This window comes from Rhodococcus sp. T2V, assembly GCF_029269925.1.
GTDB classification, from domain to species: domain Bacteria; phylum Actinomycetota; class Actinomycetes; order Mycobacteriales; family Mycobacteriaceae; genus Rhodococcus_F; species Rhodococcus_F koreensis.
On the sequence record NZ_JARJBD010000122.1, the window covers coordinates 1 to 24,808 of the forward strand.

Sequence of the window (24,808 nt, forward strand, 5' to 3'; positions counted from 1 at the left end):
TCCCACCAGCGCTAATCGCACCGAAGCCACAGCTATCTAGGAAACTCCCGCTAGGTCAGAGAGCGCTGCAACCCGGGTGAGGTGGGCGGCGGTGCGGGGTGGGTGCCCTTGGCCGGCGGGGCGTCGGACACGCGGTGGCCAGCGCGGACCGCAGCACCGTCGGCGGGACCCGCACCTGCCGGGCACCGAAACTCGGCGAGGAAGTCACTGTCGACCGGGGGTTCGGCGGCCAGGTTGATTGGGCCGTGCACGGCACCGCGGATCGCGGCCATGTAGGCGGCGACCGCATCCTCGGTGTGCAGCACCTGCAGTCGTAGATCCGTGAGCGCCGGAACCACGGGGATGAGGCCGGGTCGGACGAGGCGGCGCGGCAGCAGCGGGCCGAGGAACAGTCGGCGCTGCGCGGTTGCCGATTCCCGTTTGAAGATGAAGCCCGGGCGCAGCCGGACGATGCGGAGGTTGGGATGGCGAGCCTCGTAGGCGTCGAGCCACCGCTCCGGGTATGCCTTCTCCCGCGGGTAGGCGGCACCGGGCCCTCCGTGCGTCGGCCAATGCTCGTCCACCGGGTGCGCTGATGGTCCCGGCGAGTAGGCGGTGACCGAGGATGCGTAGACGAGGGCGGGGACGGCCTCGTCGGCGACGGTCTCGAAGACCCGGATTGCGCCAAGGACGTTGTTGCGCCAAGTCGCCTCCGGCCGGTGGGTGGGCTGGAACAGCCACGCCATATGCACGAGAACGTCGGCGTCCCGGATCACTTCGTGACGATCGTATCGACCGATGGTTCGGCGCTGCGCGCGTCGACGAGACTGGTCCCCACGTTGCCGGTGGCTCCGATCACCACGACCTTCAACCCGTCCGTAGACATGGTGGGCGACTACCCCGCACACACGGTGGTAATCGCGGCACGCCGAGATCTGCAGTGGGAATAGGAACCGAGGTGATGGTCGCCGCTCGTGTCGGCACACGCGGCAATATCACAAGGGCTGACCCCCGACCTCGGTGTGGGCGTCGGGCGCCTCGGGTACCCCTGCGGACATGAGTCTCACTACCGAAGCAACAACTGTGGGTATCCCGGTCCGGGTTGACCCTGGAACCTACCGATGATCGTCGACACGGGAACCCCACGCACACCTCGGTTTCCGACAGAAGGGCAGAAGGTGATGACTGAAAACCACGGTGCGGCAACAAAACCTATTCGAGACGGTCGCTGGGCCCGGATAGCGGAGAACTGGATCGCCGTCGTTCTGCGGATGGCGGCCATCATCGGGGCGGCACTGTTCATCACGGCGCTCGGCGGCGGGTTCGCGGGGTGGGCGGTGATTGCCGCGGCTGTCACCATGGTGTTGCTGATCGGCGGCATCCTCGCCGCGCGGGCGTCTCGGCGGCGCCGGGCCCGCGAGGTGCCGGCCATCAGATATACCCCCGACAATCCGCGCTGACGTCACCACCGACTTGCTGGTCACCACCGTCGAGCACCTGGCTGCGACGGCGGCATCGTTCGCTCCACCACCGATCTCGTCGCCCAGTCCCGAACGGTGAGGCTTCCCTGCAACACCCGAATCGTGTGCCCGTGCAGGCGAGCGCCGAGCTGGGCGGCCGCAGGGCGAGCGCTCCGGTGCCGGTGCAGATGTCGAGGACCCGCGTCAGTGGAGACAGGGTGTGCTTGGCCAGGGCACCGGCGAGCAGCCACGTATCGTCCTGTGGGGGATACATCCCCGGGATCCGTAGCAACGTCACGCTCTCCTCACGCTTGCCGGACCGAGATCAGTTGGGCGCGCCTGCGACTCTCGGTGGAGCGCGTCGTCGAGCAGGAACAGAGCGTGAGCGGTGGTCGCCTCCACCACCTCGCCGGGCTCACCGTCGAAGTGCCGCAGTTCGGTGCGCGCGGCGCCGCCACTGAGGACCCCGAACCACACCGTGCCCGGTGGCTGTCCGTCCTGCGGCCCCGGTCCACCGACTCCGGTGACCGCCACGGCAAGATCCGCGCCGAGCAATTCGGCCACCGTGGTCGCCATCGCGCGGGCACTGGATTCGCTGACCACCGGGCCGTCGGGGACCTGCAACAGTCCATGCTTCACGGAACTGGCGTAGGCGACGATGCTGCCCCGATACCACTCGGACGACGAGGGTGCGGCACCGAGCACGGTGGAGATTCGTCCGCCGGTCAACGATTCCGCGGTGGCAATGGTGAGTCGCCGGGCGCGTGCTGTCGCCGAGATCCGTTCCGCCTGCTCCTCGCAGCTACCCACGCCGTGCACCCCGCTCGTGATACGGAGTACTCCGGCGACCGATGCGGTGCAATGCGGAGACACCCGCCATGCTTGTTGCGAGCACGATCACCAACAACACCACATTGAGCATCTGTCCTCCACCGCCTCTCCCACGCAACACCTTTGGTGCGCTCTGTCGGACTGCAGTTATTCCTTGCGGTCGTGCGGTGGCCTTCGACGCGTACGCGCCGAGACGGTAGGTCCGGTACTACGGCGGCCCCGCCGGCTACTGGCTGAACCGGAGGAGCCTAGTCGTCGCCGCGTCCCGGGGTGCGCCGACGACGTCTGTACCGAGTTACCCAACTACGACCGGCCACAATCCGGTCCGGGCTCGGGGACGAGCACACGTCCGCGCACGCGCATCGCCCTGGTGATTTGCTGGCGACTTCCCGTGCGGCTGCACCAGCTACTCGGCTGAACTGGTGCAGCCTCGACGACTCTGATGCTCCGGAACATCGGAGTGTCTGACGATGGATTACCCCCGACTGCGCGGTGAAACCCATCGGGAACATGAACAACTTCTGGCGGCGCCGTGGTCGTCGGCAGTGCGGGCGTGTGTATGTGTCGGTAGGGCGTTGGCCGGGCATTCGGGGTGAGACCGGCTCAGGCGGTTCGCCTTGTCGGGGCGGTGCTTCGAACCAGTGGAAGGCGTGCGAGACCCTTCCGGTCGTAGGTGAGCAATCGTGATGGACGAGGTGGGTGGCGGCAGGATCGGCGGCGGATGCTGTGGCGGACGCCGACGGGAGCCCGGGGGAAAGTTAGTGGGGACACTCCGTGTGCCGCAAGTGCGTGGACCTGCTGGCCGGGATCGATGCGGCGGCGGTGACACTGCGGGCGACCGTCTCCGCCCAGAACCTGCTCGGCGCCAGCGCCGACTGGGCGGGCCTGCTCGAGGATCAGCTGTACACCCTCGGCGAAGGACCGGGAGTGCAGGCCTTCACCTAGGGCCACCCGGTGCTGATCGACGACCTCACCGCGGATCACCAGTGGCCGGTGTTTACCGACGCGGCGCACTCGGCGCGGTGGCGGCGGTGTTCGCCTGTCCGCTGCAACTCGGAGCCATCGCGCTGGGCACCCTGGATCTGTATCGGCGCACGCCCGGCGCGCTGCCACCGATCTCGCGGGGGTGGCCGCCTCGGACGAGCGGGTCCGTCTGGTGGAGTTGCTGCAATCGCAGAGCGAGGAAGGGCCCTGCGCGAAGTGCATCCGCACCTGCGAGGTGATCGCCGTCTCGAACCTGGACGCCGATACCGACCGCTGGCCCGAATTCCGGGCGGTGGCCTCCGAGATCGGTTACCGGGCCACTCTGGCGGTGCCGATGATCCTCGACGGTCGCACGGTCGGTGGGCCTCAACATCTTGTTCACCGAACCCACTGCGTTCGATCACGAACAGCATCGCCGCGCGGAGGTTCTCACCGATCTGGCGCTGCTGAAGTTGACCCACGAGGAGGGTGTGCACCGCGCGGGCCGGCTGTCGGAGCGGACATTGGCTTTGGTCAACGACCGCGCGCGTGTCGGGCAGGCGACCGGGATCGTCGCCGGCATCCTCGATATCGGCCCCGGGCGGGCGCGGATGCTGATCGACGCTCATGCCGACCGCCTGGGCGTCAGTCTGGAGTGCTCTCGCCGGTCGATCACCGCCGGGTCGGTCCACCCCACCAACTTCCTGATGGATCAGACACCCCTTCCCGACAGCCCCTGACGCGCCGATCGCGAACAGGACCAGGTGGTATCCGGGCGGTAGCCGCCCGCTCAGTGTCGCCGGTCCGGTCCGAGGTCGACGACCCTTTTCGCGACCTCTCCCAGCGGGTGATTGGATTGCTGGGACAGGGTGACGAGCATCTTGAAGGCCTGGTCCGCGCCGACGCCGAAGCGTTCCATCAGCATGCCCTTGGCTTGGCCGATCAGGTCGCGGCTGACCAGGGCGGACCGCAGTTGCAGTTCGCGGCGGTCGGCGATGATCGCGATCGCCGCGTGTGCCGCCAGCACCTCACCGATGGCGATGGATTCGTCGTCGAACGCGTGCGCTGTCATCGCGAGCACGTTCAGGGCGCCGACGACGTGGGTGTGGGTGTAGAGGCGGAACGAGGCGACGCTGCGCACCCCGGACCTGACAGCCTCCCTAGAGAACTCCGGCCAGCGCGTTTCGGACTCGAGGTCGTCGCTGCGAACGACCTCACCGTCCACGGCGGCCTCGACACATGGGCCCCGACCGTGCCGGGCCTGCACCGCGTCGAGGTCCGAGGGCAGCGCGGAGGTGGGGGCGAGGGACTGGAACTTGTGGCGGCCGCTGATGGTGAGGATGTCGGCACTGTCCGCGCCCGGGATCAAGTCCACCGCGGCCTGGGTCACCGCGTGCAGGGTGTGATCGACATCGGTTGGGGCGGTCCACGATCGGGCCAGTTCTGCCATGATCGCGCCGAGGCTGGCGTGATCGAAATCGTCCATGGCCACACCATCCTCATCGCGTCCGGGCGCATCCGTGCCTGCCGGTCAGGCACCAGCGGGCACGCCGACCCGGAGGCGCCCTGCGTCTCTGCTTGGAACGTTACTCCGTCCCAGTCGCGGTGACGTCGTCGCCGGACGACGACATCAGAACCGCTGAAGATGGGGTACCCCTCGACGAGGAGTTGTCGGGGGCCGCCACGCACGCCACCGTCGAACATCGCCGAGGTTCGTCGGGGTGCAGGGTGTTCTGGTGATCTCAATGGTGCGTGCCTGCGGTGGTGGCACAACCCGGGCACAGGGTGAGTTCGTTGAAAGCCCAGCCATTGATCTGTGCCGCCCCGGTGGCGGCGCCCTGGTCCTCGATTCCGGTGCGATACCGATGATCACATCGGTCGCAGCGCACTTCCCACGCCCCGCTACTCGCGCGGATCATCACCGGCACGCCTTCCTGGTCGACTGAGGTCGAGAAGGGGAATACCCTCGAGGCTCAACGTCGAAAACCCGCGGTCGGGTTCACGGGATGGGGTACCCGGAGACGGCGGCGCACGCAATCGAGGGGCACCGATGATCGGCGCCGGTCCCTTGCGGTGCTCGGTCCCACCGGAACTTGTACGTGCTTCCCGATCCGGCGATGATCTACTGGGACTTGCGCGTGTCGGCGCATCTGCCCACCGTGGAGGTCCGCGTGGCCGACGATGCTGCCCCGGTACCACTCGGACGCCGACGACGCGGCCCCGAGAACGCAGGAGATTCGTCCGCCGGTCAACGATTCCGCGGTGGCGATGGTGAGGTGTCGATCGCGGGCTCTCGTCGAGATCCGTTCGGCACGTTCGGCACAGCTACTCACGCGCCGCGCCCCGACCGATGCGATGGAGTGCGCAGACACTCGCCACGGCCGCTGCGAGCACCAACATCAATAGCGTCACATTGAGCATCTGACCTCCACCTCGCCCTCGGCCCCCAGACTGTAATTCCCGTCGTGGAGCACCACTGGTCTTCGACTGATCGGCGCCGACCCCGCGAGGGAACCGGGGATCCTGGCCTTCGCTGCGTCCGGACATGACGGGGACATGATTGTCGAGGTACCCTGCGCGGCGGGACGGTAATCCCGGCATTGCACATGCTTGTACCTCGCGAGGTTCGACCAACGCCGCAGTGCCCACCTCACTGGGCGATCGGAACCGTCACGCCGTGCCCGTCAGCACCGGTCGTCAGATCAACGACTTCCTGCGCAAGCAAAGCGAGTTTGACATTCTTCTGCTGCGAGCTGACGACAAGGAAATCGAAGGCGTCGGCCGCGGACACACCCCCGGTAGCCATGACGATCCCCTTAGCCTGCTCGATGATGCTGCGAGACTCCATGGCCCTGGTCAGTCCCGCCACCTCCTCCCGCGCCTCCCGGCCGTCTCCTGTCAGCCGGATCGTCGACTCGATCAAAGTGGCGTACACCTGCAGCAGGACGGCGTCGAATTCCGAGAAGGCGTTCTCGGCGCGGCTGAACAGATTCAGCCATCCCGCTCCACCCCCCGCCGGGAGCGGAGCCGACAGAAAACTCCCCTTCTCGAGCCCGGAGGCCGCGGCCGCCGCAGCGAAGGCGGGCCACCGCCCGGCCACCCCACTGACGTCACCTCGCAGTACGGTGTGCGTGTCAGCAGCGACGTGACCTGGGCCTTCGTCGGTGCGAATCTGTGCATCCCCGATCGAGGCGAGGCGAGGATCCGTGCACGCCGCCCTCCCGCTGCCCTCGTCGCCGGTAGGAAGGGTCACCTCGGCCATGTCCGCGCCGGCGAAGGCTTCGACGGACCACTCGCACAATCGTTGCAGGAGAACCTGCCCGGGTACCTCGTCTTCGAGAAGTCGACGCAGTGCGTCGAGTGCCTTTCCGACTGCCTCGATGTCCGTGTCGAAACCGCCGTGCTCGCACACGATCTACCCCTTCCTTCGGCGTTCACCTTAAGTTATCTATAGCAAACACTGAAGATATTCTGCGACTCGGTCCGCCTGAATGCAAGCATCCCGAGGGTGATGTACACCCGTGCAAACGAAACGGTCGTCCGGCTGAGCGGGGGCGGTACGTGGGCGCGCGATCTCGCGTGACCAACGACCCTCGCCATAGTGCGCCAGATGTGAAGCAGCCCCGGCCTGTCCAGCGCGAGAGGAAACAGGACGGGCTGCGGATGGACAAGTGTCGTGAGGATGATGTGTCTACCGGCCCACTCAGGCGATCGCCACGAAGTGGCGATGGGTGTGCCTATCGGTGCCCGCTCGACGCGGAATAGGCGACCCGAGAGCCGGGGCCAGCGCAGCAACTTCTCGAAGGCTCCGCGCGTGCGGCATCACCTGCCTTCCTTTGTTCGTCGGTCTCCCATTTTCTGCGCGGTGGAGAGCGTTGGGTGGCAGTCACTTCCGGGTGCGGACCGCTGCGCGGCGTCGGCGCCGCCACACGCGGCGGGATCCCCGTGATCTCCCCGGGGACATCCGTTGTCACCGTCGGAGCCGAGCCCGCGTGGACGAGTGCGAGTGTGTCGGCGAAGATCAGGTCCACCTCGGCGGCCAGCAGCCGACACCCGAGGTCATCCCACCCATACTCGACCGGGAACAATTCCGGTTCCACGGCCGTCGGTCTGATCTGTACCTGCGCCATCGCGTCCTCCCTCCCGTGGTGCTTTCCGGACGAATAGTCAGGCGCTGACAGCCTTTTGGTCCTCGTGGTGACTGATTTCGATCTTGCGGGGCTTGGCGCGTTCGGCCACCGGGATCGTCAGCCGGAGTACTCCTGCCTCGTAGCCGGCCGTGATCCGGTCGGTATCGAGGTTGTCGCCGAGGAACAGCTGGCGGCTGAACACGCCCCGCGGACGCTCCGAGGCCAACATCTCCTGGGTGTCGGCGCGTGCGGGACGCTGAGCATGAACGGTCAGAACGTTGCGCTCGACATCGAGATCGACGGAATCGGCGGCCACCCCCGGAAGATCGAATTCGACCACCAATTGGTCGCCTTCGCGCCATGCGTCCATCGGCATCGCCGCCGGTCGCGCCGTGGTGCCGAGGATCTGCTGCGTCAGCCGGTCGAGATCGCGGAACGGATCGGTGCGCATCAACATTGTCTCCACCTCCAGAAACCCGAATCGTGATAGGTAACCTTCAGCAAATGCTGTAGATTCGTTATAGCAAATGCAGCAATCCGTCGCAAGGGTGCTGCGAACTCGATTCCCGAGGAGGACGCGCGATGGCGACCGAGGACGGGTCACGAGCTCAGCAGGGGGTCTACGGCATTTCCGTGGCGTCCGAACTCTCCGGTTTCGGCACGCAGGCCCTGCGCTTCTACGAGCAGCACGGGCTGATCTCCCCGGCACGTTCCACCGGCGGCACCCGCCGCTACAGCGACGACGACCTCGTTCGCTTGAGTCGCATCGCCGAGTTGATCGCGGAGGGGGTCAATCTGACGGGCATCGCCCGCGTCCTGGAACTCGAGCACGCCAACACCGAACTCAGGGGCGACAATAACCGTCTCCTCGAGGCCAATGGCCGACTCGAGAGCGACAACGCAGATCTCAGAACCAAGTTCACGGGCGGGGATCGGGGCAATCAGAAGTAGTGCCGGAAAGGCCTCGGTAGAACCGCGGCCGCGACGCCGAGGATGAGCGATGCCGGGATGGCGGACTGGGACTCCGCGAGCTGGTGTCGGCGACTCGCGGAGTCCCTGCTCAGCCCGATACGCAGAAGGAGCTGAACAGTCACGGCGTACCCGCCGGCGACGCGAAACACACCAGGTCGATCGTCTACCTGAGCCGGTACCCGGTCGTCGAGCCCTCCGAGATCGCCCGCACCTCCATCGCCGACCTGCCCGGGACGCGCACGGAGGCGATCGTCACCACAATCATCGCCCCCGCCCTCGCCCACGCCTTCGACATCAGCGTCGTCGCCGAAGGCCTCGAAACCCTGCCCAGCTCGACTGCCCGCGAGAGCACATATGCGACGCCGCTCAGGGGTTAATCTCGCCCAGCCCGCCCATATCGGCCCGAACCTGACCGACAACCTCACCGACACGTCCGCACAGGTCGCCGCTGGAGCCCTGCAGAGCGCCGACAATCCTTCTCGCCATCGCACGGGTAGCACGCGGCCCCGGATCGACCTCGCCGCTCGGCTGGGCTGTGCGGTGGGGTCCGGCGCTGGGCCCTCTCGGGGTACGGGATCGAACACAGGCCGCCCCACCAACTCGTCGGCCGCAGCAGCTCTCGGCGGTCGGCTATTGCAGCTGGTCGGCGACCGGGACACCGCCCGCTTCTCGTGTGAGATATCCCGGGTGTGCGCCGAACCGCACCCGACCAAGGCAGCCGGAGTACGCGATGTGCTCGCCCGAGTGGTCGAGGCCACCATCGGCGTGATCATCGCCCGACTGGGCACCGCGGGACCGGAGGAGACCTCGATCCTCGACGTCCGCTACACGGACGGACGGTACGTCGACGGCGACGCTCTGCCGGCGTCGGAGCGGTGGGTGCCGCGGACGGTGTCGGCATTCCTCGCCGAGGATCCCGCGAAGGGTGAGCGGTCCCTCACCGCCGCCGAACAATTCGACACCACCCTGCGCGCGGAAATCCTCGCCGACGCCCTGATCTGGCTGGACTTTGTTCTCGATGTCGACCTTCCTGACCGGCCCGACGTCACCACCGTGTAAGGGTTGGAACGTCTGGTCGGAGAAGCGGTTCGGGAGAGTGGGGTTCGCGCTTTCTGGGGTGTCTGTTCAGGTTCCGCGGGTCGAAGTTCGTATCGCGATGGGCCGCCGGTCGGTCCTTCGCCTCGTTGCCTGTTTCGTATGCGGGGCTCGTTGGTGTGCGATGATCAGCCGATGATCGAACCGGGCGCGCAAGCCGGCGTCGGGTTCACGCTCGCGGAACCCGATGACGATCCGTTCGGCGAGCATGCGCAGCCGGGTGTCGGTCTCCTGCAAGCGCCACGTGAGGACGTCGAAGGCGCGGTCGGCGGGACGCCGGGGACCAGCATCAGCGCGCCCTTGGCCTGCTCGATCACCGCCCTGGACTGCCCGAGTGCGGCGACCGCCTCGTCGACGGAGTCTTTGCCGTCGTCGCGGTAGGAGCCGGTGCTCTCGATGTAGAGACGGATTGTGCCGATCACCGGGCCGGTGTCGTCGTGGAGGCGGACGCCGCCGACAACGACCTGGTGAACGGTGCCGGTGGTGTCGATAATGCGATGTTTCCTGCCGAAGGGTTCGGCGTCGTCGACCGTGCGGTCCCAGGACCCGGACGATGTGCGGGAGTCTTTGGGGTGTGTGGGACAGCAGCAGTTCAACACGAACACCCAGTGTTTGGGCAGCGGTGAGTGGTGGGTACAGGAACTGCTACCTCGGTAATGTTCTGACAATGAGTCCGAAACTTCCGGCGTACGCACACAGGGAAGGCGGTCGCAGATGAAGTTCCGAGAGCAGCTTGCCAGTGGTATCGGAGTCCTCGGGTTGGCCATCGACGCGGGGATCGCACTGATGTCGATGGTGATCGCGGTTCCGGTTGCGTTCGCTGTCGGCGAGATCGGCAAGGGCCGGGTGCAGGTGCGTGGGCAGGCACCGCGCACCGTGCCGCCGGAGTCCTCGACGCACGAGCTGGGGACGGTCGTTACCTACCGGTAACGGACCGAGGCGGCTTCCTGCCAATACTCGGTGGCGGCTCATCAGAAGATGGGATCGCGGCCGAGATGGGCAAGGCAACAACGGAACTCGGTGACACGCCACGCGCCGGTGACCCGGTCCAGGTCCGTGGGCTGTCGGAGATGGCGGCGACCGGTGTGGTCGGCAGAGTGGCCGCAACTGCAATCACCGCCGAGGAGAATGCCGGCCGGATTTCGCGGCCGGTCTCGCCCTGTTCCAGTGAGTGGGTACTCGAGGACCCCGCCGAAGCACGCCAGGCGTTCTGGAACCGAGATCGCCGGCAGGGGAACGCGGAGATCGGGGCGCGTTCGTCGCGGCCCGCGCACGCGCCTTGGGCCGGCGAGGACGGCGCGTTGGTGCGAGGCCGGGTGAGTGCTCGTGCACAGGTGGCGGGGCGGGTACGGCTGTCGGCGTCGTGTCCGGTCCCAAAGGCGGGCGCCGGGTTCGCCGGCGCGATGACGGCACCCACGGTGGGTCCCGGCTGATCCAGGAGGGCCAGGCGACGGTTTGCTCGACGCACGTGCGGGCCCTTCTCGCGCTCGGGTGTTACCGACCGTTCGTCGGGTGATGTCGACAAAGGCGATGAGCTGACGCCACCGTGGCCGCTGAAATGCGGCTGTATGGCCGGCATGGGATCGTCCGCGTGGAGCGGCCGTGACAGACGTTGCCGGATTCGGGCCGATCGGTTCAACTCGCGTGCGGCCGGAGACCCCGATGCCGGGAGCCCGCGGACATGGGCGGCACCGGCTGGGTCAGTGGTTCCCGGGACCGGCGCAGGCTTTCGGACATCACCCGTTGCCACCACAGATCCAGCGGACTCGGATCCGGCCACCGGATCGGGTCGTCGTCGAATCCGACATCGGGGCCATGATCGTTGTCGGGGTCTTCGATACGAGGCACGATCGGTATTTCCTCTCGATCAGGCGCATCCGGATAGAATGCGCCGCGAACTTTCGTGCTGGCTCGGCGTCGACCCCGACTTCTCTCGTCGTCGCCCGCAGTTCGGTTACCCGAAACAGCGTCCGATTACCCACGCCGTGATACCAAGGCCGGCAGTGAAGTGCACGGGTGCACGGTGCGTCCTTTCGCGGCGGGCGGTCGCGGCGTGGTCGGTGCCCCGTCGCCCACCGTCACCGATTCGGTCTAGAAGTGCTATGGCGTCAAGGGCCGAGGCCGAGTATGCGCCGATCACACGAGAGCGGTTCGGCAACTTGGCTTTCCGGCGTCCGGCCGCCGGCTCAGGGCCCTTGCGGTGTGTGCTCTGCCGACCGGGTGTGGTGTGGAATCCTGGCTGCGCCGATGCAGTGTTGCGGGTGTCACCGGCCGCGGTCGGGGGCGGCGGGGCATGTTCGGTCTACGGGCGCAGCTGGTGGGTTTCGGGTGGGTGGTCGCGGGCCGACAGGTCCGTGATGGAGCAGGTGGTTGCCGGTGGGTGGATCAGGTAGGGGAACGAGGGACTCGACCACGACGACACCGGCTCGCCGTTCTGGGTCACTGTGGGTGACGACGCATGTGTGGTGGGGGTGCGGGCGGCGCGGAAGGCGTCGGCGACGGTGGAGTAGCACCCGATGGCGGTGTCGATCCGGGTGCGGTGCAGCAGGCGCCGGTGTGGTTCATCGGCGGCGACGGCCAGGGCGCGGCAGTCTCGGCCGAGCTCGTTGGCGGCAGCTGCGAGGACGGCCAGCGCCGGGCATCCGAGGAAGGGCACGTCGAGCAGATCCACCACCACGCCGGGTCCGGGATGGTGGGCGGCTTGGTCCAGGCAGGCGGCCAGCAGCGGGGCGCTGACGATGTCGATGTCGCCGCGCACGGTGAGCATGACCGGGCCGTCGGCGGACTCGTCGATCAGGATCTGCAGATCCGCCTGGCGGTGGGCGACGTCTGCGTCGCGGGCTGGTGTGGCCGTCGTTTCACCGACACTGCTTGTGGCGGTCGGGGTTTCGGTGGCGGATAGCGGGTATGTGGTCATGACGTCCTCCCGGGCTGGGGGCCGTCCGGGGAACCGATACTCGGGGTGCGAGACGGGTGAGGGGTGCGAATCCGCGAGTGTGGGGTTGTTGTCCCGGTGTTGGATGGGGCCGGTGCTTTTTCCGGGGCTGCTGGCTCAACCTCTACAGATGACGATAGCCCGGTTTGGTGGGAACGCAACCAGCCGCGGACACCGATGGCGCCCGTCCACCCGTCCCCCGGCGGATGACCGGCGCTAAGGGGTTCGCCGCTCCCGCACGCGCGCGGGTCGGGACGTCGCGTACCGGGTTCGTCGGGTGTGGCGGGCGCGTTCGGCTTCGGACATGCCGCCCCAGATGCCGTAGGTCTCGGTGGTGGCGAAGGCGTGGTCGCGGCAGTCGGCGAGGACGGGGCAGTGGTGGCAGATCTGTTTGGCGGCGCGCTCGCGTCGGGCGCGGACGCTGCCGCGTTCTCCGTCGGGGGAGAAGAAGATGTCGGTGTCGGTGCCGCGGCAGGAGGCGCGGCGCTGCCAGTCCTGGTCGATCCGGTGGTGCGAATGGTCGAGCATGGTGGAGTGGGTCGCTTTCGAAAGTCGAACGGGGTGGCGAACTGCCCGTCAGGTGCGGGCATCCAATCGGGGGCGGCGGCCGACCGGACGGTCGCCGGTGGCGGCGGGGCACATCGATGACATGGTCGGCTTGGGTTGGGGGGCCTTTCTGAAAAGTGCAGGGAATGGGTGGGTTTCGCACCCCGCCTGCTGTGGGCCGCACAAGTGCTGTGCGGCATGACCCCTCGACACATCGCGTGCACACTCGCGCGGCCTGCGGACGTGGTCGCCGGCGAGAACGACTGACCGGATCCGGGAGTGCAATTCGGTGCGCCGCCGCGGCCACAGCAGTGGTCGATGGGTGCGTTGATGCCTGGGCTCGACATCGGTGAGACCGGGAGTAACCCGGATGCTCCACCCCTATGTCGCCGGGAAAGGGCGGGTGCAGGGTGTGCTGTCAAGGGTAACGACGCGGCGTGTGTCGATGGAGACAATCGCTGGAAAGTAATTGCGATCACATTCGGTGCCGCGTCGTGTGTCGGCCGCTGCCGGCGTGCCGGTCTCCATGATGTGTCCGGATCGGGGGATGTGTCGGCTACTTCCCGTAGGTGGCGAACAGGCGGTGGAGGGTTTCGTCCCAGTGGCGTGGGCGGTGCCGGTTGAGCGTGCGGGTGCGGCGGGTGTACGGGCCAGCGGTGGGCGAGGGCCCCGATGAGGACTGAGGCGGTGTTGGTGGCGTGTCGGTGCCGGTGATTGTCGGGCAGGCCCAGTCGCCGGAGGAGTGGGCGGCAGCGCTGGCGCCGACCTATGCGCCGGAGGTGAAGCTGGCCGCGGTGGTGCAGGGCGGAGTGCCGGCGGATCTCGAACAGATGGCCGAGGGACTGGGTTTCAATCCGCATCCGGGTTTCGGGCTGGCCTTCGCGGCGGCGATCGGCCTCGAGCGTGAGTATCCGACCCGGCTGCCGGTGTTCCTCGCAGCTCAACGAGACCGGTCTGTGGTTGCGGGAATGGATGAGCAATAATGCGGCAATTCCTGCTGTTCCATGGCGCGTTCCGGAACGCCGGTCAGTTGGCCGCGTCGAGGAGTCTGATGGCGAGTTCGGCTGCGGGGCAAGTGTTGCGAGAGAACAGTCGCCGATATTTCGAGGGGGCGCCGACAGCGCCGGTCTACATATGGCACGGCACGCTCGATGGGCTCACCCCGTTCGATTCGGCGGCGGAGGTGGCGCGCAGGTCCTGCGCGGGCAGTGCGACGCTGACATTCGTGCCGTAGGACATCTTTCGAGCATTTGACCACTGCGGTGGTGGGTTTCCCGGACGCGTACGAGTTCATCGCGGCGCGGTTGCGGGGGTGAGCCCGCGCCGACACGGTGCTCGCAGGCCCGGCCGGTTCAGGCCGCTGGTGATGCCGAGCCGTCATGGCGGATGACGGCCACGGCTGGTCGACTGCGCCGCGGTTGTGGGCGGTGCCGACGTACGGTGTGCACGAACGGCGTTGGCAGCTAGTGAATTCCCTTTTCGGTATCGGATGGGGTCCGGACGTGGTCTCTGGACGTTCCTCTCACCACGCCGTTGCTTTCCGGGCAGGTGCGAGTGGTGACGAGCCTGGTGCTGGTCGACCATGCACCGGGGGTCCATGTGTCTTCGCGATAACGTCCGAATCGACTTTTCTGGCTTACGGTGTCGGTATGAGAGGTGACGAGGCTCGCGTGGTCGAGGCTTTCGCGGGGTGGTTGTCGTCTCAGGGGTGGACGGTCCATGCCGAGGTGGATGTCGTCGACATCGTGGCCGAGAAGGACGATCGCCGGCTCTACGTCGAGGTGAAGGCTGCGTCCACGGCGCCGGGGTTGGACGTCGATACCGCCATCGGTCAGCTCGTTCGGCGGATGCCCAGTGAACCGGATCAGTCGGTGGCGTTTGCGTTGGTCGTTCGGGACGAGCCGGGGTCGGTGGAGGCTGCGGTGCGGGCGCCTCAACGGGTGTTGGATCTGTTGGCGATGGCGCTGTATGCGGTCGGTGAGGGCGGTTCTGTGCGGCAGCTTTTCGGCCGCTCATGAAGCCTGTTCCCGGCACGGGCGCGGACCACAGCCAGCAGGGTGGGGCGGTAACCCCGCCCCGCCTCGTGATGGTGGGGTAGTGCGGTGAGGGGCGGAAGCTCGGTTGGTGAGACGTGAGGCAGCCGGTTCGGCTTTGCTGGTTCGCCATTGTCAGAGGCCTGCAGGTCGGTGCCGGTTCTTACCTGCGGTGAGTGCCCGTGTCGGTGCTCGCGCTCGCGAGCGTGCTCTGACGGGAGCCGGGACTGGGAGACTTCCTCTCATGCAGCAATTTCTCGCCGATCACGAATCCCTCGGCACTGGGGTGATGGTGGTGGTCGTGGTAGCGCTCGCCGCTGCCGCGGTGTGGACGACCTTCCGCTGACCGGCGCGGTGTCTGATCCCGTGGCGCGGCGATCTGCGCCCAGGACCCGGCGTGAGGGTGTCGGCCACCGGCTGGGTGGCCAGATCGCCGGCTGTCCCGGCGGAAGTCGGCGTCGGGGTCTGAAGAGTCCAGCGGAGAGATGCTCGACCTCCTCGTGGACGATGCACCCGGTCATCCGATCGCAGAGTTTCCGATGGGTGGTGCGGTGACCCCACGGTCGAGTTCTCTACCGCTCGAGTGCGCCGCCCGGGGTGGGGCCTTCGACGTAACCCGGGACGCCCCAGCACACGCATCGGGACTTCGCAGAGGAAGCCGAATGGGGCGCCGTATCGACACCGCAGCGCGCGGCTCCTCTCGTAGCCAAGCGGTCCTTGTCGGCCCGGTCCCAATACGGCAGGAGAATTACGGGTGCGCTGTATTCGTGTGGGTGTGCCGCGACTGTCACCCACACCCGGCGGCACCTCACTGCGGGCCAACGCATACAGATTTCGCCGCCCTTGTGGGGGCGAGCGCTTACGATCTGTGGATGCCGAAGCTTCCCGCACAGTACGGTGTCACTGCGTTGACCGCCCGTGGTGTGGCCGAGGCGGCCGGTGTCCGTCTCGGGGTGGGGCACTACCGCTTGCGGAGGTCCGGGGAGCGCTGCCCGAGATGCGGGACACCGTGACCCGGCCCTCCGGCGTCGCGGCCGTGGTGGCGGGTCTGATCGGCCGCCATCATCGGGTCACCGGCTACGAGGTCGGGCGGGAGAAGATCCGCGAGTATGCCCGGGCCGTGCAGGATCGGCATGGCGCCCATTTCCGCGAAGATGCCGCCTACGAGCTCGGATACGACGGGCTGATCGCACCGGTCACGTTCGTCAGCATCCTCGGATCGCTCGCGATCGAGGAGCTGTTCGTGCGGGTTCTGGTCGGTTACGACCTGAGCCAGATGATGCACGCCGATCAGCAGCTGATTCTGCATCGTCCGGTGCGGGTCGGGGACCGGTTGGATTGCGATGTCTGCCTGGAGTCGTTCCGGCAGATGGGCGGCACCGACATCATCGTCACCAGGAACCTGATCACCGATCAGCACGAGGATCCGGTGGCCACCACCCGCACCACCCTCATCGCCCGCACCGGTGGGGTGGCCGATCCGGAACTGGCCCGGGCGGTCGCCGCGGTGATGATGCACAAGCCACCCGCACCCCCGGCGCAACCTCGTTCGGTGTCCGTCCCACCGGACATCCGGTCGATGAAACGACGGTGACCGAATCTCTCGACCGCGACAGGGTCACTAGTCGGTGGCTCTGGTGTGCTGTTGGTGTCGCGCGCGGAAAAGAGCGCGGTGCCGCTCGAGGGCGGTGGCGTCGGTGTCGCGGAGGCTCTGCCGTTGCCGGCGGGCGAGGGCGTATCGTGCGGCGGCACTGCGCTGCCGCAACAGCTGTGCGTGGGCGGAAGCGGCGGCGTCGTCGAGGAGCACTGCGGCGGCGTTGTCGCACTCGATCAGCACCCACTGGTACGCCAGCCGGGCCGGGGCCCGACTGGCGAAGAGCACCGGCATCACGGTGTCGTCGAACAGGTCGAAGGGGATACGCGCGAGCCGGTACTGGAGGCGACCGAGTGCTCGTGCCGCGGTGACGACTCCCATGGCATGCGATGGTAGGCGGTGTTTTGGGCGCACGGTGTCAATCAGTGTGCCTCACAGTGGAACCGAGGCCTGTGTGAGCGGACTGGCCGACAGGCCCCCGCTGCGGTTCGCGAGCGAGAATCGACACCTGACCAGAGGGTGGTCGGGGCACCCGCGCTTCCCGGCCGCGACAACCTTGTTGCCGGGTGCGGGCCGGTAAATCGGCACCCACACCACCGATGACGAGCTGGCGGGGGCAGCGCGTCCGGGTTGGAACCCGCGTGATCTGGGCATGCGTCGGTAGCGGCACCGCGCACCGAGGGGTAGCGCGACGCCTGCCCGAGCCGAATGCGGCGACCGACGACACGGAGGAAAGCGATGAACAGAGCACTGACAGGTGATGGAGCGGCGGACGATCCGCGCCGGGTCGACCCCGCCGTCGATGGCCGTGCCGTCGCGGTCGAGGAGCGGGTGGTGACCAAACCCGCGCGCACCAGCGCGGCGGCGGCGTTCGCGCTCGCCTTCGGGGTGGCCGCCTTCGTGTGTGTGCTGATCGTGATCCTCTCCCCGGTCGGGCTGGTGCTGGGCATCATCGGGGTGATCCTCGGGATGATCGGCCTGCGAGCAGCCCGCCGGGTGGGGATCACTGGCAAGGGTGTTTCGATCGCCGGCCTGGTGCTGAGCGCCTTGGCGATCGTCATCTCGATCGCGTTCGCCGCCGGCACGGTCACCGTCCTCAACAACGACAGCGCCGTCCAGAGGATCGAGCAACAGGTGGACCAGATGCGCGACAAACTCCCCGACCACGTCGAGGTCCCGCAACCCTGACACCACACCGCAACTCGCCTCGGTGACGGCCCGGTCGCCCGGCGGGGCAGGTACCCGTACCTCGACGGGGAACACCCTCCCATCGAGCCCTTCATGGAGGTGAGTGCGGTGACCAATTTGTACTATTCCCTGGTCATCGTCCTGTACGTCATCTCGGCCCTATGGCACGGCAATCTCGGCCACTTTTGAGTGTGCAACCGTCGCGCACAACTCGTTGGCGACCATCGGACCTCGTCGCAGTACAACTCTGGGCGACAAGCTCTTCCCGCTGCTCGACTGTTGTCGGTCACGCTGTTAACAGCTGAGGTGGTGTGCCGCGGTCACTGACTGCAGCCACCTGTCGTGTCACGAGTTCATGGAAGTAGTCGAGTTTCGTCGGGTCGACCAGGCCGGGCAGGAGCAGGTCCCAGGCCGTGACCAGACGGACAGGCAAATCGGCCGATCGGTCGGTGGCCGCAGCCAGGACGCGGACCCCGACGAGGGTGTCCACCTGCAGCAGAGCGACGGCGTTGGGGTCATCGGCGCGCAGATCGTGTTCCGTGATGGCGCGGCGGGTGAGTCTCGGTAGTGCGAGAGCCAGGTCGGGAGAAGGGTCGTGTCCGACCCGGGGCGGTCGGGAATTTCGGTGATTAGGTGGAACTTCGCCCGGACCAGGACGTCGTTGACGGCAGGATCGAGCAGCAGGTACGAGATGCCGATCAGCGCCTCGAACGCGGGAGTTTGGGAGGCGAGAACCGGTCTGCAGGCGATCTGGAATCGGGCACTGCCCGCGTCGAAGACCGCACGGGCGAGGTCTTCCTTGAAGGTGGTTCTACAACGCGCCCATGGCTGACCTGGGCGCGGGTGGTGATCGTGTTCAGTCGGGCATGGGCGTAGCCGACACGGGTGCACACCGCCGCCGCTGCGCGGAACAGCACCTCATCGGTGATTTCCGCCCGTTTCTGCATCACACGCCTTCGAAAAGCCGAGTGTCCGTGTTTCGTCCGGGAAACCATCGACCCCGGGCCCAGCGTGTACTGGGTTGGCTGAACTTAGAACCAGTGACGGCGCCCGCCGACGGCGCGGCCGGTGCCTCCGAGTAGTGCGAGGATGACCCCGATGACCAGCAGGATGATCCCGATGGTCGTGAGGATTGAGATGTGCGCCACAAACCCGATCACGAGCAGAATCAGTCCGAGAATGATCACGATGAACCTCGTTTCGCCGATGTGCGCCTCGGCCCTGAGCCCCCGGCCCTGCGCCCTCGACCCTCGGTTACCCCGCAGGTGGAATCGGAAACGATGGCGGAGGGGTCGGTGGGGGATTGTCCCCGATGCCGAGGCCTTCTGCTCGGCCCGCTAACGAGTGCTCGACGACACTCGGGGGAGCTGCACTTCCACGTCGGTAGTCGTGCCCTGCCGGGTTCTTGGCACGGTCGTCGCGGGTGCCATGTTCCGGAATTCTTGGGCCGTGTCGCTCGACGTCTCTTCCGATGTGCGGCAATGGGACTGGGGTTGATCGTCGGCGTATCCCAGGTGTAGCCGGACATGTCACACCGCCTCTTTGGCGAGGTTTGGGTCGGGCATCGTGTGCTCCCGGACGGGGACTGGATCAGTTCTTGTCTGTCAGGCTCCGAGCCCGAATGCGACGAGGAATCCCAGGGCGGTGGAAAGGCCGACCCACCAACCGCCTTCGCGGTAGGCCTCGGGCATCAACGAATCCGCCAGCACGGCGATCGTCGCACCGCCGGCGAAGGCCTGGATGGTGGCGATCGCAGTGTCGGAGATCTGGTCGGACACCAGGTTCGCGCCGACGACGACGAGGATCAGTAGCGCCGCCGTCGCTGTCCACACTGCGAAGGCGCGGCGGCGGTCGAAACCGGGCTGGGTGCGCATCGATGCGGCCCCGGCGACGGCTTCGGGGACGTTGCCGACGGCGATCGCGACGAGCAGCACGATTCCGCCGGTGCTACTGAGGGTGACCCCCAGTGCCGTGTTTTTCCGGTATGCCGTCGAGCAGCGCACCGAGCATCAGAGCCCACCCGAGCGCCCCGGCGCCGAGTTTGTTCTCGATCAGGCGGTCGGCGACCACGTAGACCAGTGCGCCCGCGAACAGGGCCGCACCGGCTCCCCAGATGCCTTCGACTTCGAATGCAGGCTGGAACAGTTCGGTGGACACGGCGGCGACCATGGTGCCGGCACCGAACGCCATCAGGGCGGCGTGTAGAGGTTTGGGCAGGTTGTACCGCAGGCCGACGCCGGCCCCGATCAGCAGGGGCAAGGCAGTTCCCACTCCGTACAACACAGCGGTAAGCATGTGGGGATGGTATCCGGGTGGACCGTCGACGATCGCCGGTCGACAGCGTCAGGCGGATGTCCGTTGATGCGCAGGCTGGTTCAGCTCGAGGTGTTACCTGCTTCTCCGATGCCAGGGCACGGTCGGCCACCGTGGTGGCGCAGATCAACCAACGTCGCCGTCGGGTGTTCGGTATGACGTCGCCCGAGCGGGAGGAGTCGCAGTACCAACGCAGGTGTGACGTTTCGGGATGTGGGTTGGACTCCTTCCTCGATGTCGATGCGGCGCGGGAGGGTGTTGGTTCGGTGGTGCCGGATCGCCGACAGGATTGTTGGTCTTCATGCGTGCTCTGTGTGGCGCGGGCACACGCAGACCCCGGCGGGGCTCGGTGGGCACCGGCAGGGGTGGATGCCCGGCGTAGGTGTGGCCCGTCCCGGGAACACTGCTGAGACACCGGGTATGTCGGGTGTGGCAACGGGTCGGCCGGCCCGGCCGTAGGGTGAGCGGCAGAGAGGAAAGAGGACGAGGTGGAGGACGACCGGCGGCATGTGCTGTGGCGGGCGGTTTCCGGCGCCGCGGGCAGCCCCGGGCAGGGGACGTGGGGGCGGTCGGTGTGCCGCAACTGTGTGGCGACACTGATCGGGATCGATGCGGCGGCGGTGACGTTGCGGGCGACCGCGTCCGCGCAGGACATGCTCGGTGCCAGCGCCCCGTGGGCGGGTCTGCTTGAGGACCAGCAGTACACCCTCGGCGAAGGACCCGGCGTGCAGGCGTTCACCCAGGGCAGCCCGGTGTTGGTCGACGACCTCTCCGTGGTGGGCGATCAGTGGCCGGTCTTTACCGAGGCGGCGCAGTCGGTGGGGGTGGCGGCGGTGTTCGCGTTTCCGCTGCAACTGGGCGCCATCGCGCTGGGGACCCTGGATCTGTATCGGCGCACCCCGGGGGTGCTGCCGCCGGGCGCGGCCGCCGAGGCCGCCGCGTTGGCCGACCTGATCGCCCTGGTCCTGTTGGCGAAGGCGGATCGGGCGGAGGCCACCGATCAGGTGTGGCTCCGCCAGATCGGCTCCTACCATGACGTGCACATCGCCACCGGGATGCTGTCCGCCCGCCACGGGATCAGCCTGGCCGAAGCCTTTACCCGCCTGCGGGCGCATGCGTTCGGGCGCGGAGGGTCGGTCCTCGACACTGCACGGGACGTGATTGCCCGCCGCATCGACTTCGACGAATTGGGTGAGTGAGATCGAGTGGAGTGAGTGGGATCATGGGTACGAAGGAGGTGATCGCATGCCCGAGAACAAGTCGTCAATGTCGTCATCATTGATCGACGCGATCTCGGAGGTCACCGGTGCGCTCGTGGACGGGCATGCTGATACGGGTGCGGTGCTCTACCGCATCACCGAGATCTGCGCCGATCTGCTGGCGGCGGCCGCGTCGGGAATCATGATCATCGACCCGCGCGGGGGGCTCGCGGTGGTGGCGGCCTCGGATGAGCGGGCCCGTCTGGTGGAGCTGTTGCAGTCGCAGAGCGAGAGTGGACCGTGCGCGGAGTGTATCCGCACCTCGTCGGTCATCGCCGTCGAGGATCTGGAGGCCGACGCCTATCGGTGGCCCGAATTCTGGACGGTGGCATCGGAGATCGGGTTCCGGGCCATCCTTGCGGTGCCGATGGTCCTCGATGGGCGCACGGTCGGTGGGCTCAACATCTTGTTCACCGAACCCACCGCGTTCGATCATGAGCGGCACCGTCGGGCTTCCGTTCTCGCGGATTTGGCGCTACTGGAGTTGACCCACGAACGCGGCGAGCACCGCGTCGGCCGGTTGTCGGAGCGGACACTGACACTGCTCCACGACCGCGTGCACATAGGGCAGGCTACCGGGATCGTCGCCGGCACTCTGGACATCTCCCCGGCGCGGGCGCGGGCGTTGATCGACGATCATGCCCGCCGCCTGGGTGTCGCGTTGCGGGTGCTGGCCCGGTCGATCACCGGCGGGTCGGTCCGTCCGACCGAACTGCTGATGGCCGAGACGCAGCGCCCCGACGCGCCCTGAGCCCGCGTCCTGACCACGGCGGTGCGTCCTGACCACGGCGGTCAGTGCCGGTCGGGGCCGAGGTCGACGACTCTTTCCGCGACTTGGGCCAGCGGGGTGTTGAATTGCTGGGACAGTGTGACGAGCATGGTGAACGCCTGGTCCGCGCCGACGCCGAAACGTTCCATCAGCATGCCCTTGGCTTGGCCGATCAGGTCCCGGCGGACCAGGGCGGACCGCAATTGCGTTTCGTGGCGGTCGGCGATGATCGCGATGGCCGCGTGCGCGGCCAGCACCTCCCCGATGGCGACGGATTCGTCGTCGAACGCGTGGGCGGTCGTCGCAAGCACGTTCAGGGCGCCGACGACGTCGGTGCGGGTGTAGAGGCGGAAGGAGACGACGCTGCGCAGTGCGCACCCCGGACCGGACCGCCGGCGAGGAACTCGCGGGCACGACCCAGCTGGCGGTCGGCGGAGAAGTCGTACCACTGTTCGGCGAGGCTCTCCTGGTGGACGAGGTCCCGGAACCGGCCGAACGCACCCGTGCGGTCGATCGCCCGCTCCCGCAGCGCCGCATCGTGCTGCCGCTGCGCGAAGGCCGCCATGTCCCGCCAGCCGTCCCGCGAGCCGGTGCGGGCGAACCGGAGCCACCGGTCGGGCTGCTGCCCCACGTGGACGGCGGCGTCCTGTCCGACCATCGCCGGATCGGTGATGCCCTCGTCGAACACCTCCCCGGTGCGCAGGTCGAGGTAGCCACCCGGCCGACATGCCCGGATCCCCGTCCAGTTCGGTACTGAGCATCTCCAGGTCGACCGACACCACCCCGCCCCGTCAGCGGCTCGCGGTGGCCGGGCCGGCAACCAGATCCGTTGCGGCGGGCCGCCCTGCTCGCCGACGCTCTGCTCTGGCTCGACTTCCTCCTCGATGTCGACACTCCCGATCCGCCGGATGTGGCGGCCTGAGCCGCCCAACAGCCGCCCGGCGGTGCTGCGGCAGTGTGTGGGGGCGGGGCGACCACCCCCCAGCGTGTCCGCGCTCCGGTCGGGGTGCTGCGCAAGGTTCAGGGTGGCCAGGACGGTGCCGCCACCGTGCCCGCCGAGGATCTGACGTAGAACGTGCAGGGTGGCTGCTGAAAAATGTGTACGGGATTGCACTGCGTCCGCCGGGCGGCGCGGTGTCCCTGGCCACGCGCGGCCGAGGTGCGATGAGGTCTCACCCGCGCGCGGCGCGGGCGGCCCTCCGGTGACCGAGTAGGTGCGGTCGGTATGAGGGGGCTGGCTGCAGTGCCGAAGATCAGGAGACGGCCTGCACCGTAGGACGTGAGTACCCCACGGAAGTGCCCGCAGATCGAGGGGTCGCGGGTACGTCTCCGATGTCGGGGTCCGAACGTACGGGTTCCGGGAGTGCCCCGGACAGGGGTTCGGCCGGGAATGCTTCCGCATTCTCGGCCGGATCTCTGCTTCTCGAGCTCTTCACCGCAATCCGATTACTCTCTCGATCCGCACCGTCGATGCTACGCGCGCACCGCCTCCGCAACAATGACCGAGCGGCCGCTAAACCGGTGGTCAGCGGGGTGTAACGGGCGTAGTTGCGGGGATCGGAACCGGGGCGTCGAGCGGGTACCGGGTGACCTGATCGACGGGGTGCGGAACTGCCTGTGCCCGCGCACAGCCTGGGCGCTGCACGGGGCTATCGCTCAGTTCTCGAGGACGAGGTGAAAGATCCGTTGTCAGTGGTCGCCGGCGTCGGCTGTCGCGTCAGGGATCGTCGACTCCGCAGGGGTGGCCGACCGCTGCACGCCGACCGTGGTGCTCGCCGACTCGTCCTGGCGTGGAGTCGATTTCGCGTCGAAGTAGTCACCGCCCTTGCGTGTGGCATTGTCGGTTCCCCGGCAGCGGTGCCGGGGCGCCGGAACCATGCGGGGAATGTGCTTGCGGCAGTGGATGTACGCCTCCTGCACCGTGATCACCACCCACCGTTCGGACAGACGGCCACCGCCGTGATCGGTGGGCAGGTCGGGCACCGCGGTCCGCAGGTCCTCGTCCTCCACGATCCGAGCGCAGCCGTTGATGTGCAGGCCGACGAGGTCACGAACGAAGTCCACGAGGAGGATCCCGACGTGCGGGTTTTCGGCGATGTTGCCGAGGCTCGCCATCACCCCGTTTCCGCGGTACTCCGGATACGCCAGCGTTCGCGGGTCGATGACGTGCATGAATCCCTGTTCGCCGGTGCGCAGGCTGTTGTCGCACTCGCCGTCGGCGTCGGCGGTCGCCACGAACGCGATCTCCTGACGGCCCACGAACTCGATCATCGCCGGATTGAGGTGATCGAGCATCTGGTCGGAGTAGAACCGGGTGGCGCGCTCCTGTGTTCCGAACTTCCATTGGAGAATTCGTTCGCCGACACTGCCGATCGGGGGGGCGGGCACTCATGACACTCCTGACGGGAATCGAGGGCAACTCGGTCGGCGCTCACCCTACGTGACTGTTCAGTAACTTCCGCAGTGCCCGATCCACCTCTCAGTACAAGGGATCGTGGCAGATGGCGTCGGAATCGACGCCCGCGGCCACCAGCTGGTACTTCGTGGCGCGAACCATGGACGGTGAGCCGACGACCTGGATGTCATGATCGGTCCAGTCCCCGTACGTGGCGACGACGCGTCCGAGCTGGCCGGTGAGCAGATCGTGCATCCCGGCCGGATTCTGGGTGTGTCCCGAGACCCACCACGGGTTGTCGCTGTTTTCGATGACCGGGACGACGGTGAGCCACGGGCAGGTCCGA

General features: G+C 67.5%; 30 protein-coding genes and 5 pseudogenes. 17 read left to right on the forward strand and 18 right to left on the reverse strand.

Annotated elements, in window-relative coordinates:
* Window positions 1–50: 50 nt before the first annotated feature.
* A complete protein-coding gene (locus P3H15_RS47685; RefSeq protein ID WP_346348867.1) occupies window positions 51–755 on the reverse strand; it encodes an NAD-dependent epimerase/dehydratase family protein in 705 nt (234 codons plus the stop codon).
* A 3-nt stretch (window positions 756–758) separates the two neighbouring features.
* On the opposite strand from P3H15_RS47685, the gene P3H15_RS47690 reads away from it, so the two are divergent.
* Both P3H15_RS47690 and P3H15_RS47695 read left to right on the forward strand, forming a co-directional pair.
* Window positions 759–929, forward strand: a complete 171-nt coding sequence (locus P3H15_RS47690; protein ID WP_276143760.1) for a hypothetical protein — start codon at window positions 759–761, stop codon at window positions 927–929.
* A gap of 231 nt (window positions 930–1,160) precedes the next feature.
* Complete coding sequence (locus P3H15_RS47695) at window positions 1,161–1,439, forward strand: hypothetical protein (RefSeq protein WP_276143731.1); 279 nt, start codon at window positions 1,161–1,163, stop codon at window positions 1,437–1,439.
* A gap of 294 nt (window positions 1,440–1,733) precedes the next feature.
* Here the strand turns inward: P3H15_RS47695 and P3H15_RS47700 are convergent, their stop codons facing one another.
* The gene (locus tag P3H15_RS47700; protein WP_276143732.1) at window positions 1,734–2,249 is read right to left on the reverse strand and encodes a CinA family protein; all 516 of its coding nucleotides are present in this window, start codon (window positions 2,247–2,249) and stop codon (window positions 1,734–1,736) included.
* Between the two features lie 795 nt (window positions 2,250–3,044).
* Between P3H15_RS47700 and P3H15_RS47705 the strand changes: the two genes are divergently transcribed.
* From P3H15_RS47705 to P3H15_RS47710, 3 genes and pseudogenes are all read left to right on the forward strand, one after another.
* The gene (locus P3H15_RS47705) at window positions 3,045–3,215 is read left to right on the forward strand and encodes a hypothetical protein (RefSeq protein ID WP_276143733.1); all 171 of its coding nucleotides are present in this window, start codon (window positions 3,045–3,047) and stop codon (window positions 3,213–3,215) included.
* Between the two features lie 211 nt (window positions 3,216–3,426).
* A pseudogene (locus P3H15_RS55945) lies at window positions 3,427–3,555 on the forward strand (transcriptional regulator); the annotation flags it as partial.
* A 58-nt stretch (window positions 3,556–3,613) separates the two neighbouring features.
* Window positions 3,614–3,973 (forward strand): hypothetical protein, encoded by a 360-nt coding sequence (locus P3H15_RS47710; protein WP_276143734.1) that lies wholly within the window; start codon window positions 3,614–3,616, stop codon window positions 3,971–3,973.
* 50 nt (window positions 3,974–4,023) lie between these two features.
* Here P3H15_RS47710 and P3H15_RS47715 read toward each other — a convergent pair whose 3' ends face one another.
* From P3H15_RS47715 to P3H15_RS47730, 4 genes are all read right to left on the reverse strand, one after another.
* The gene (locus P3H15_RS47715; RefSeq protein WP_276143735.1) at window positions 4,024–4,719 is read right to left on the reverse strand and encodes a GAF and ANTAR domain-containing protein; all 696 of its coding nucleotides are present in this window, start codon (window positions 4,717–4,719) and stop codon (window positions 4,024–4,026) included.
* Between the two features lie 487 nt (window positions 4,720–5,206).
* Complete coding sequence (locus P3H15_RS47720; RefSeq protein ID WP_346348868.1) at window positions 5,207–5,605, reverse strand: CinA family protein; 399 nt, start codon at window positions 5,603–5,605, stop codon at window positions 5,207–5,209.
* A gap of 278 nt (window positions 5,606–5,883) precedes the next feature.
* Window positions 5,884–6,645, reverse strand: a complete 762-nt coding sequence (locus P3H15_RS47725; RefSeq protein WP_276143737.1) for an ANTAR domain-containing protein — start codon at window positions 6,643–6,645, stop codon at window positions 5,884–5,886.
* A 755-nt stretch (window positions 6,646–7,400) separates the two neighbouring features.
* Window positions 7,401–7,820: an Hsp20/alpha crystallin family protein gene (locus P3H15_RS47730; protein WP_276143738.1), complete on the reverse strand. Its 420-nt coding sequence runs from the start codon at window positions 7,818–7,820 to the stop codon at window positions 7,401–7,403.
* A gap of 125 nt (window positions 7,821–7,945) precedes the next feature.
* Between P3H15_RS47730 and P3H15_RS47735 the strand changes: the two genes are divergently transcribed.
* The 3 genes from P3H15_RS47735 (at window position 7,946) to P3H15_RS47745 (ending at window position 9,394) form a co-directional block, all read left to right on the forward strand.
* Window positions 7,946–8,314 carry a MerR family transcriptional regulator gene (locus P3H15_RS47735; protein WP_276143739.1) on the forward strand — a complete coding sequence of 123 codons (369 nt, stop codon included), beginning with the start codon at window positions 7,946–7,948 and terminating at the stop codon, window positions 8,312–8,314.
* A gap of 83 nt (window positions 8,315–8,397) precedes the next feature.
* Window positions 8,398–8,712: a hypothetical protein gene (locus tag P3H15_RS47740; protein WP_276143740.1), complete on the forward strand. Its 315-nt coding sequence runs from the start codon at window positions 8,398–8,400 to the stop codon at window positions 8,710–8,712.
* Window positions 8,713–9,067: 355 nt separating this feature from the next.
* Window positions 9,068–9,394, forward strand: coding sequence for a hypothetical protein (locus P3H15_RS47745; protein WP_276143741.1), 327 nt, complete (start codon window positions 9,068–9,070; stop codon window positions 9,392–9,394).
* Between the two features lie 144 nt (window positions 9,395–9,538).
* Here the strand turns inward: P3H15_RS47745 and P3H15_RS47750 are convergent.
* Window positions 9,539–10,024, reverse strand: a pseudogene (locus tag P3H15_RS47750) (ANTAR domain-containing protein); the annotation flags it as partial.
* 120 nt (window positions 10,025–10,144) lie between these two features.
* Between P3H15_RS47750 and P3H15_RS47755 the strand changes: the two are divergent.
* A complete protein-coding gene (locus P3H15_RS47755; protein ID WP_276143742.1) occupies window positions 10,145–10,360 on the forward strand; it encodes a hypothetical protein in 216 nt (71 codons plus the stop codon).
* A gap of 65 nt (window positions 10,361–10,425) precedes the next feature.
* Window positions 10,426–10,863, forward strand: coding sequence for a hypothetical protein (locus tag P3H15_RS47760; protein ID WP_276143743.1), 438 nt, complete (start codon window positions 10,426–10,428; stop codon window positions 10,861–10,863).
* A 202-nt stretch (window positions 10,864–11,065) separates the two neighbouring features.
* On the opposite strand, the gene P3H15_RS47765 is transcribed toward P3H15_RS47760, so the two are convergent.
* The 3 genes from P3H15_RS47765 to P3H15_RS47775 form a co-directional block, all read right to left on the reverse strand.
* Window positions 11,066–11,278: a hypothetical protein gene (locus P3H15_RS47765; protein ID WP_276143744.1), complete on the reverse strand. Its 213-nt coding sequence runs from the start codon at window positions 11,276–11,278 to the stop codon at window positions 11,066–11,068.
* 454 nt (window positions 11,279–11,732) lie between these two features.
* The gene (locus tag P3H15_RS47770; protein WP_276143745.1) at window positions 11,733–12,347 is read right to left on the reverse strand and encodes an STAS domain-containing protein; all 615 of its coding nucleotides are present in this window, start codon (window positions 12,345–12,347) and stop codon (window positions 11,733–11,735) included.
* Window positions 12,348–12,581: 234 nt separating this feature from the next.
* Window positions 12,582–12,893 carry a WhiB family transcriptional regulator gene (locus tag P3H15_RS47775; protein WP_276143746.1) on the reverse strand — a complete coding sequence of 104 codons (312 nt, stop codon included), beginning with the start codon at window positions 12,891–12,893 and terminating at the stop codon, window positions 12,582–12,584.
* A 761-nt stretch (window positions 12,894–13,654) separates the two neighbouring features.
* Between P3H15_RS47775 and P3H15_RS47780 the strand changes: the two are divergent.
* From P3H15_RS47780 to hadA, 3 genes and pseudogenes are all read left to right on the forward strand, one after another.
* Window positions 13,655–14,246: pseudogene (locus tag P3H15_RS47780) on the forward strand (lipase family protein); the annotation flags it as partial.
* Between the two features lie 335 nt (window positions 14,247–14,581).
* Window positions 14,582–14,929, forward strand: coding sequence for a hypothetical protein (locus P3H15_RS47785; protein ID WP_276143759.1), 348 nt, complete (start codon window positions 14,582–14,584; stop codon window positions 14,927–14,929).
* A 1,012-nt stretch (window positions 14,930–15,941) separates the two neighbouring features.
* The gene (hadA, locus tag P3H15_RS47790; RefSeq protein ID WP_276143747.1) at window positions 15,942–16,538 is read left to right on the forward strand and encodes a (3R)-hydroxyacyl-ACP dehydratase subunit HadA; all 597 of its coding nucleotides are present in this window, start codon (window positions 15,942–15,944) and stop codon (window positions 16,536–16,538) included.
* Window positions 16,539–16,565: 27 nt separating this feature from the next.
* Here the strand turns inward: hadA and P3H15_RS47795 are convergent, their stop codons facing one another.
* Window positions 16,566–16,919, reverse strand: coding sequence for a hypothetical protein (locus tag P3H15_RS47795; protein ID WP_276143748.1), 354 nt, complete (start codon window positions 16,917–16,919; stop codon window positions 16,566–16,568).
* Between the two features lie 357 nt (window positions 16,920–17,276).
* On the opposite strand from P3H15_RS47795, the gene P3H15_RS47800 reads away from it, so the two are divergent.
* The gene (locus tag P3H15_RS47800; RefSeq protein ID WP_276143749.1) at window positions 17,277–17,726 is read left to right on the forward strand and encodes a DUF4190 domain-containing protein; all 450 of its coding nucleotides are present in this window, start codon (window positions 17,277–17,279) and stop codon (window positions 17,724–17,726) included.
* A gap of 286 nt (window positions 17,727–18,012) precedes the next feature.
* Here the strand turns inward: P3H15_RS47800 and P3H15_RS47805 are convergent, their stop codons facing one another.
* Window positions 18,013–18,216, reverse strand: a complete 204-nt coding sequence (locus tag P3H15_RS47805) for a hypothetical protein (protein ID WP_276143750.1) — start codon at window positions 18,214–18,216, stop codon at window positions 18,013–18,015.
* A gap of 143 nt (window positions 18,217–18,359) precedes the next feature.
* On the opposite strand from P3H15_RS47805, the gene P3H15_RS47810 reads away from it, so the two are divergent.
* Window positions 18,360–18,602 (forward strand): hypothetical protein, encoded by a 243-nt coding sequence (locus P3H15_RS47810; RefSeq protein WP_276143751.1) that lies wholly within the window; start codon window positions 18,360–18,362, stop codon window positions 18,600–18,602.
* A gap of 155 nt (window positions 18,603–18,757) precedes the next feature.
* On the opposite strand, the gene P3H15_RS47815 is transcribed toward P3H15_RS47810, so the two are convergent.
* Both P3H15_RS47815 and P3H15_RS47820 read right to left on the reverse strand, forming a co-directional pair.
* On the reverse strand, window positions 18,758–18,913 hold the full coding sequence (locus P3H15_RS47815; protein WP_276143752.1) for a DUF6131 family protein: 156 nt from the start codon (window positions 18,911–18,913) through the stop codon (window positions 18,758–18,760).
* A gap of 417 nt (window positions 18,914–19,330) precedes the next feature.
* A pseudogene (locus tag P3H15_RS47820) lies at window positions 19,331–20,021 on the reverse strand (ZIP family metal transporter).
* Between the two features lie 506 nt (window positions 20,022–20,527).
* On the opposite strand from P3H15_RS47820, the gene P3H15_RS47825 reads away from it, so the two are divergent.
* The gene (locus P3H15_RS47825) at window positions 20,528–21,238 is read left to right on the forward strand and encodes an ANTAR domain-containing protein (protein ID WP_276143753.1); all 711 of its coding nucleotides are present in this window, start codon (window positions 20,528–20,530) and stop codon (window positions 21,236–21,238) included.
* A gap of 46 nt (window positions 21,239–21,284) precedes the next feature.
* Window positions 21,285–22,049 carry a GAF and ANTAR domain-containing protein gene (locus P3H15_RS47830; protein ID WP_276143754.1) on the forward strand — a complete coding sequence of 255 codons (765 nt, stop codon included), beginning with the start codon at window positions 21,285–21,287 and terminating at the stop codon, window positions 22,047–22,049.
* 41 nt (window positions 22,050–22,090) lie between these two features.
* Here P3H15_RS47830 and P3H15_RS47835 read toward each other — a convergent pair whose 3' ends face one another.
* From P3H15_RS47835 to P3H15_RS47850, 4 genes and pseudogenes are all read right to left on the reverse strand, one after another.
* Window positions 22,091–22,378 carry an ANTAR domain-containing protein gene (locus P3H15_RS47835; protein WP_276143755.1) on the reverse strand — a complete coding sequence of 96 codons (288 nt, stop codon included), beginning with the start codon at window positions 22,376–22,378 and terminating at the stop codon, window positions 22,091–22,093.
* Window positions 22,379–22,380: 2 nt separating this feature from the next.
* Window positions 22,381–23,181 carry a hypothetical protein gene (locus tag P3H15_RS47840; RefSeq protein WP_276143761.1) on the reverse strand — a complete coding sequence of 267 codons (801 nt, stop codon included), beginning with the start codon at window positions 23,179–23,181 and terminating at the stop codon, window positions 22,381–22,383.
* A gap of 575 nt (window positions 23,182–23,756) precedes the next feature.
* Entirely contained in the window at window positions 23,757–24,455 is a 699-nt protein-coding gene (locus P3H15_RS47845) for a pyridoxamine 5'-phosphate oxidase family protein (protein WP_276143756.1), read from the reverse strand.
* A 91-nt stretch (window positions 24,456–24,546) separates the two neighbouring features.
* Window positions 24,547–24,808, reverse strand: a pseudogene (locus tag P3H15_RS47850) (flavoprotein); the annotation flags it as partial.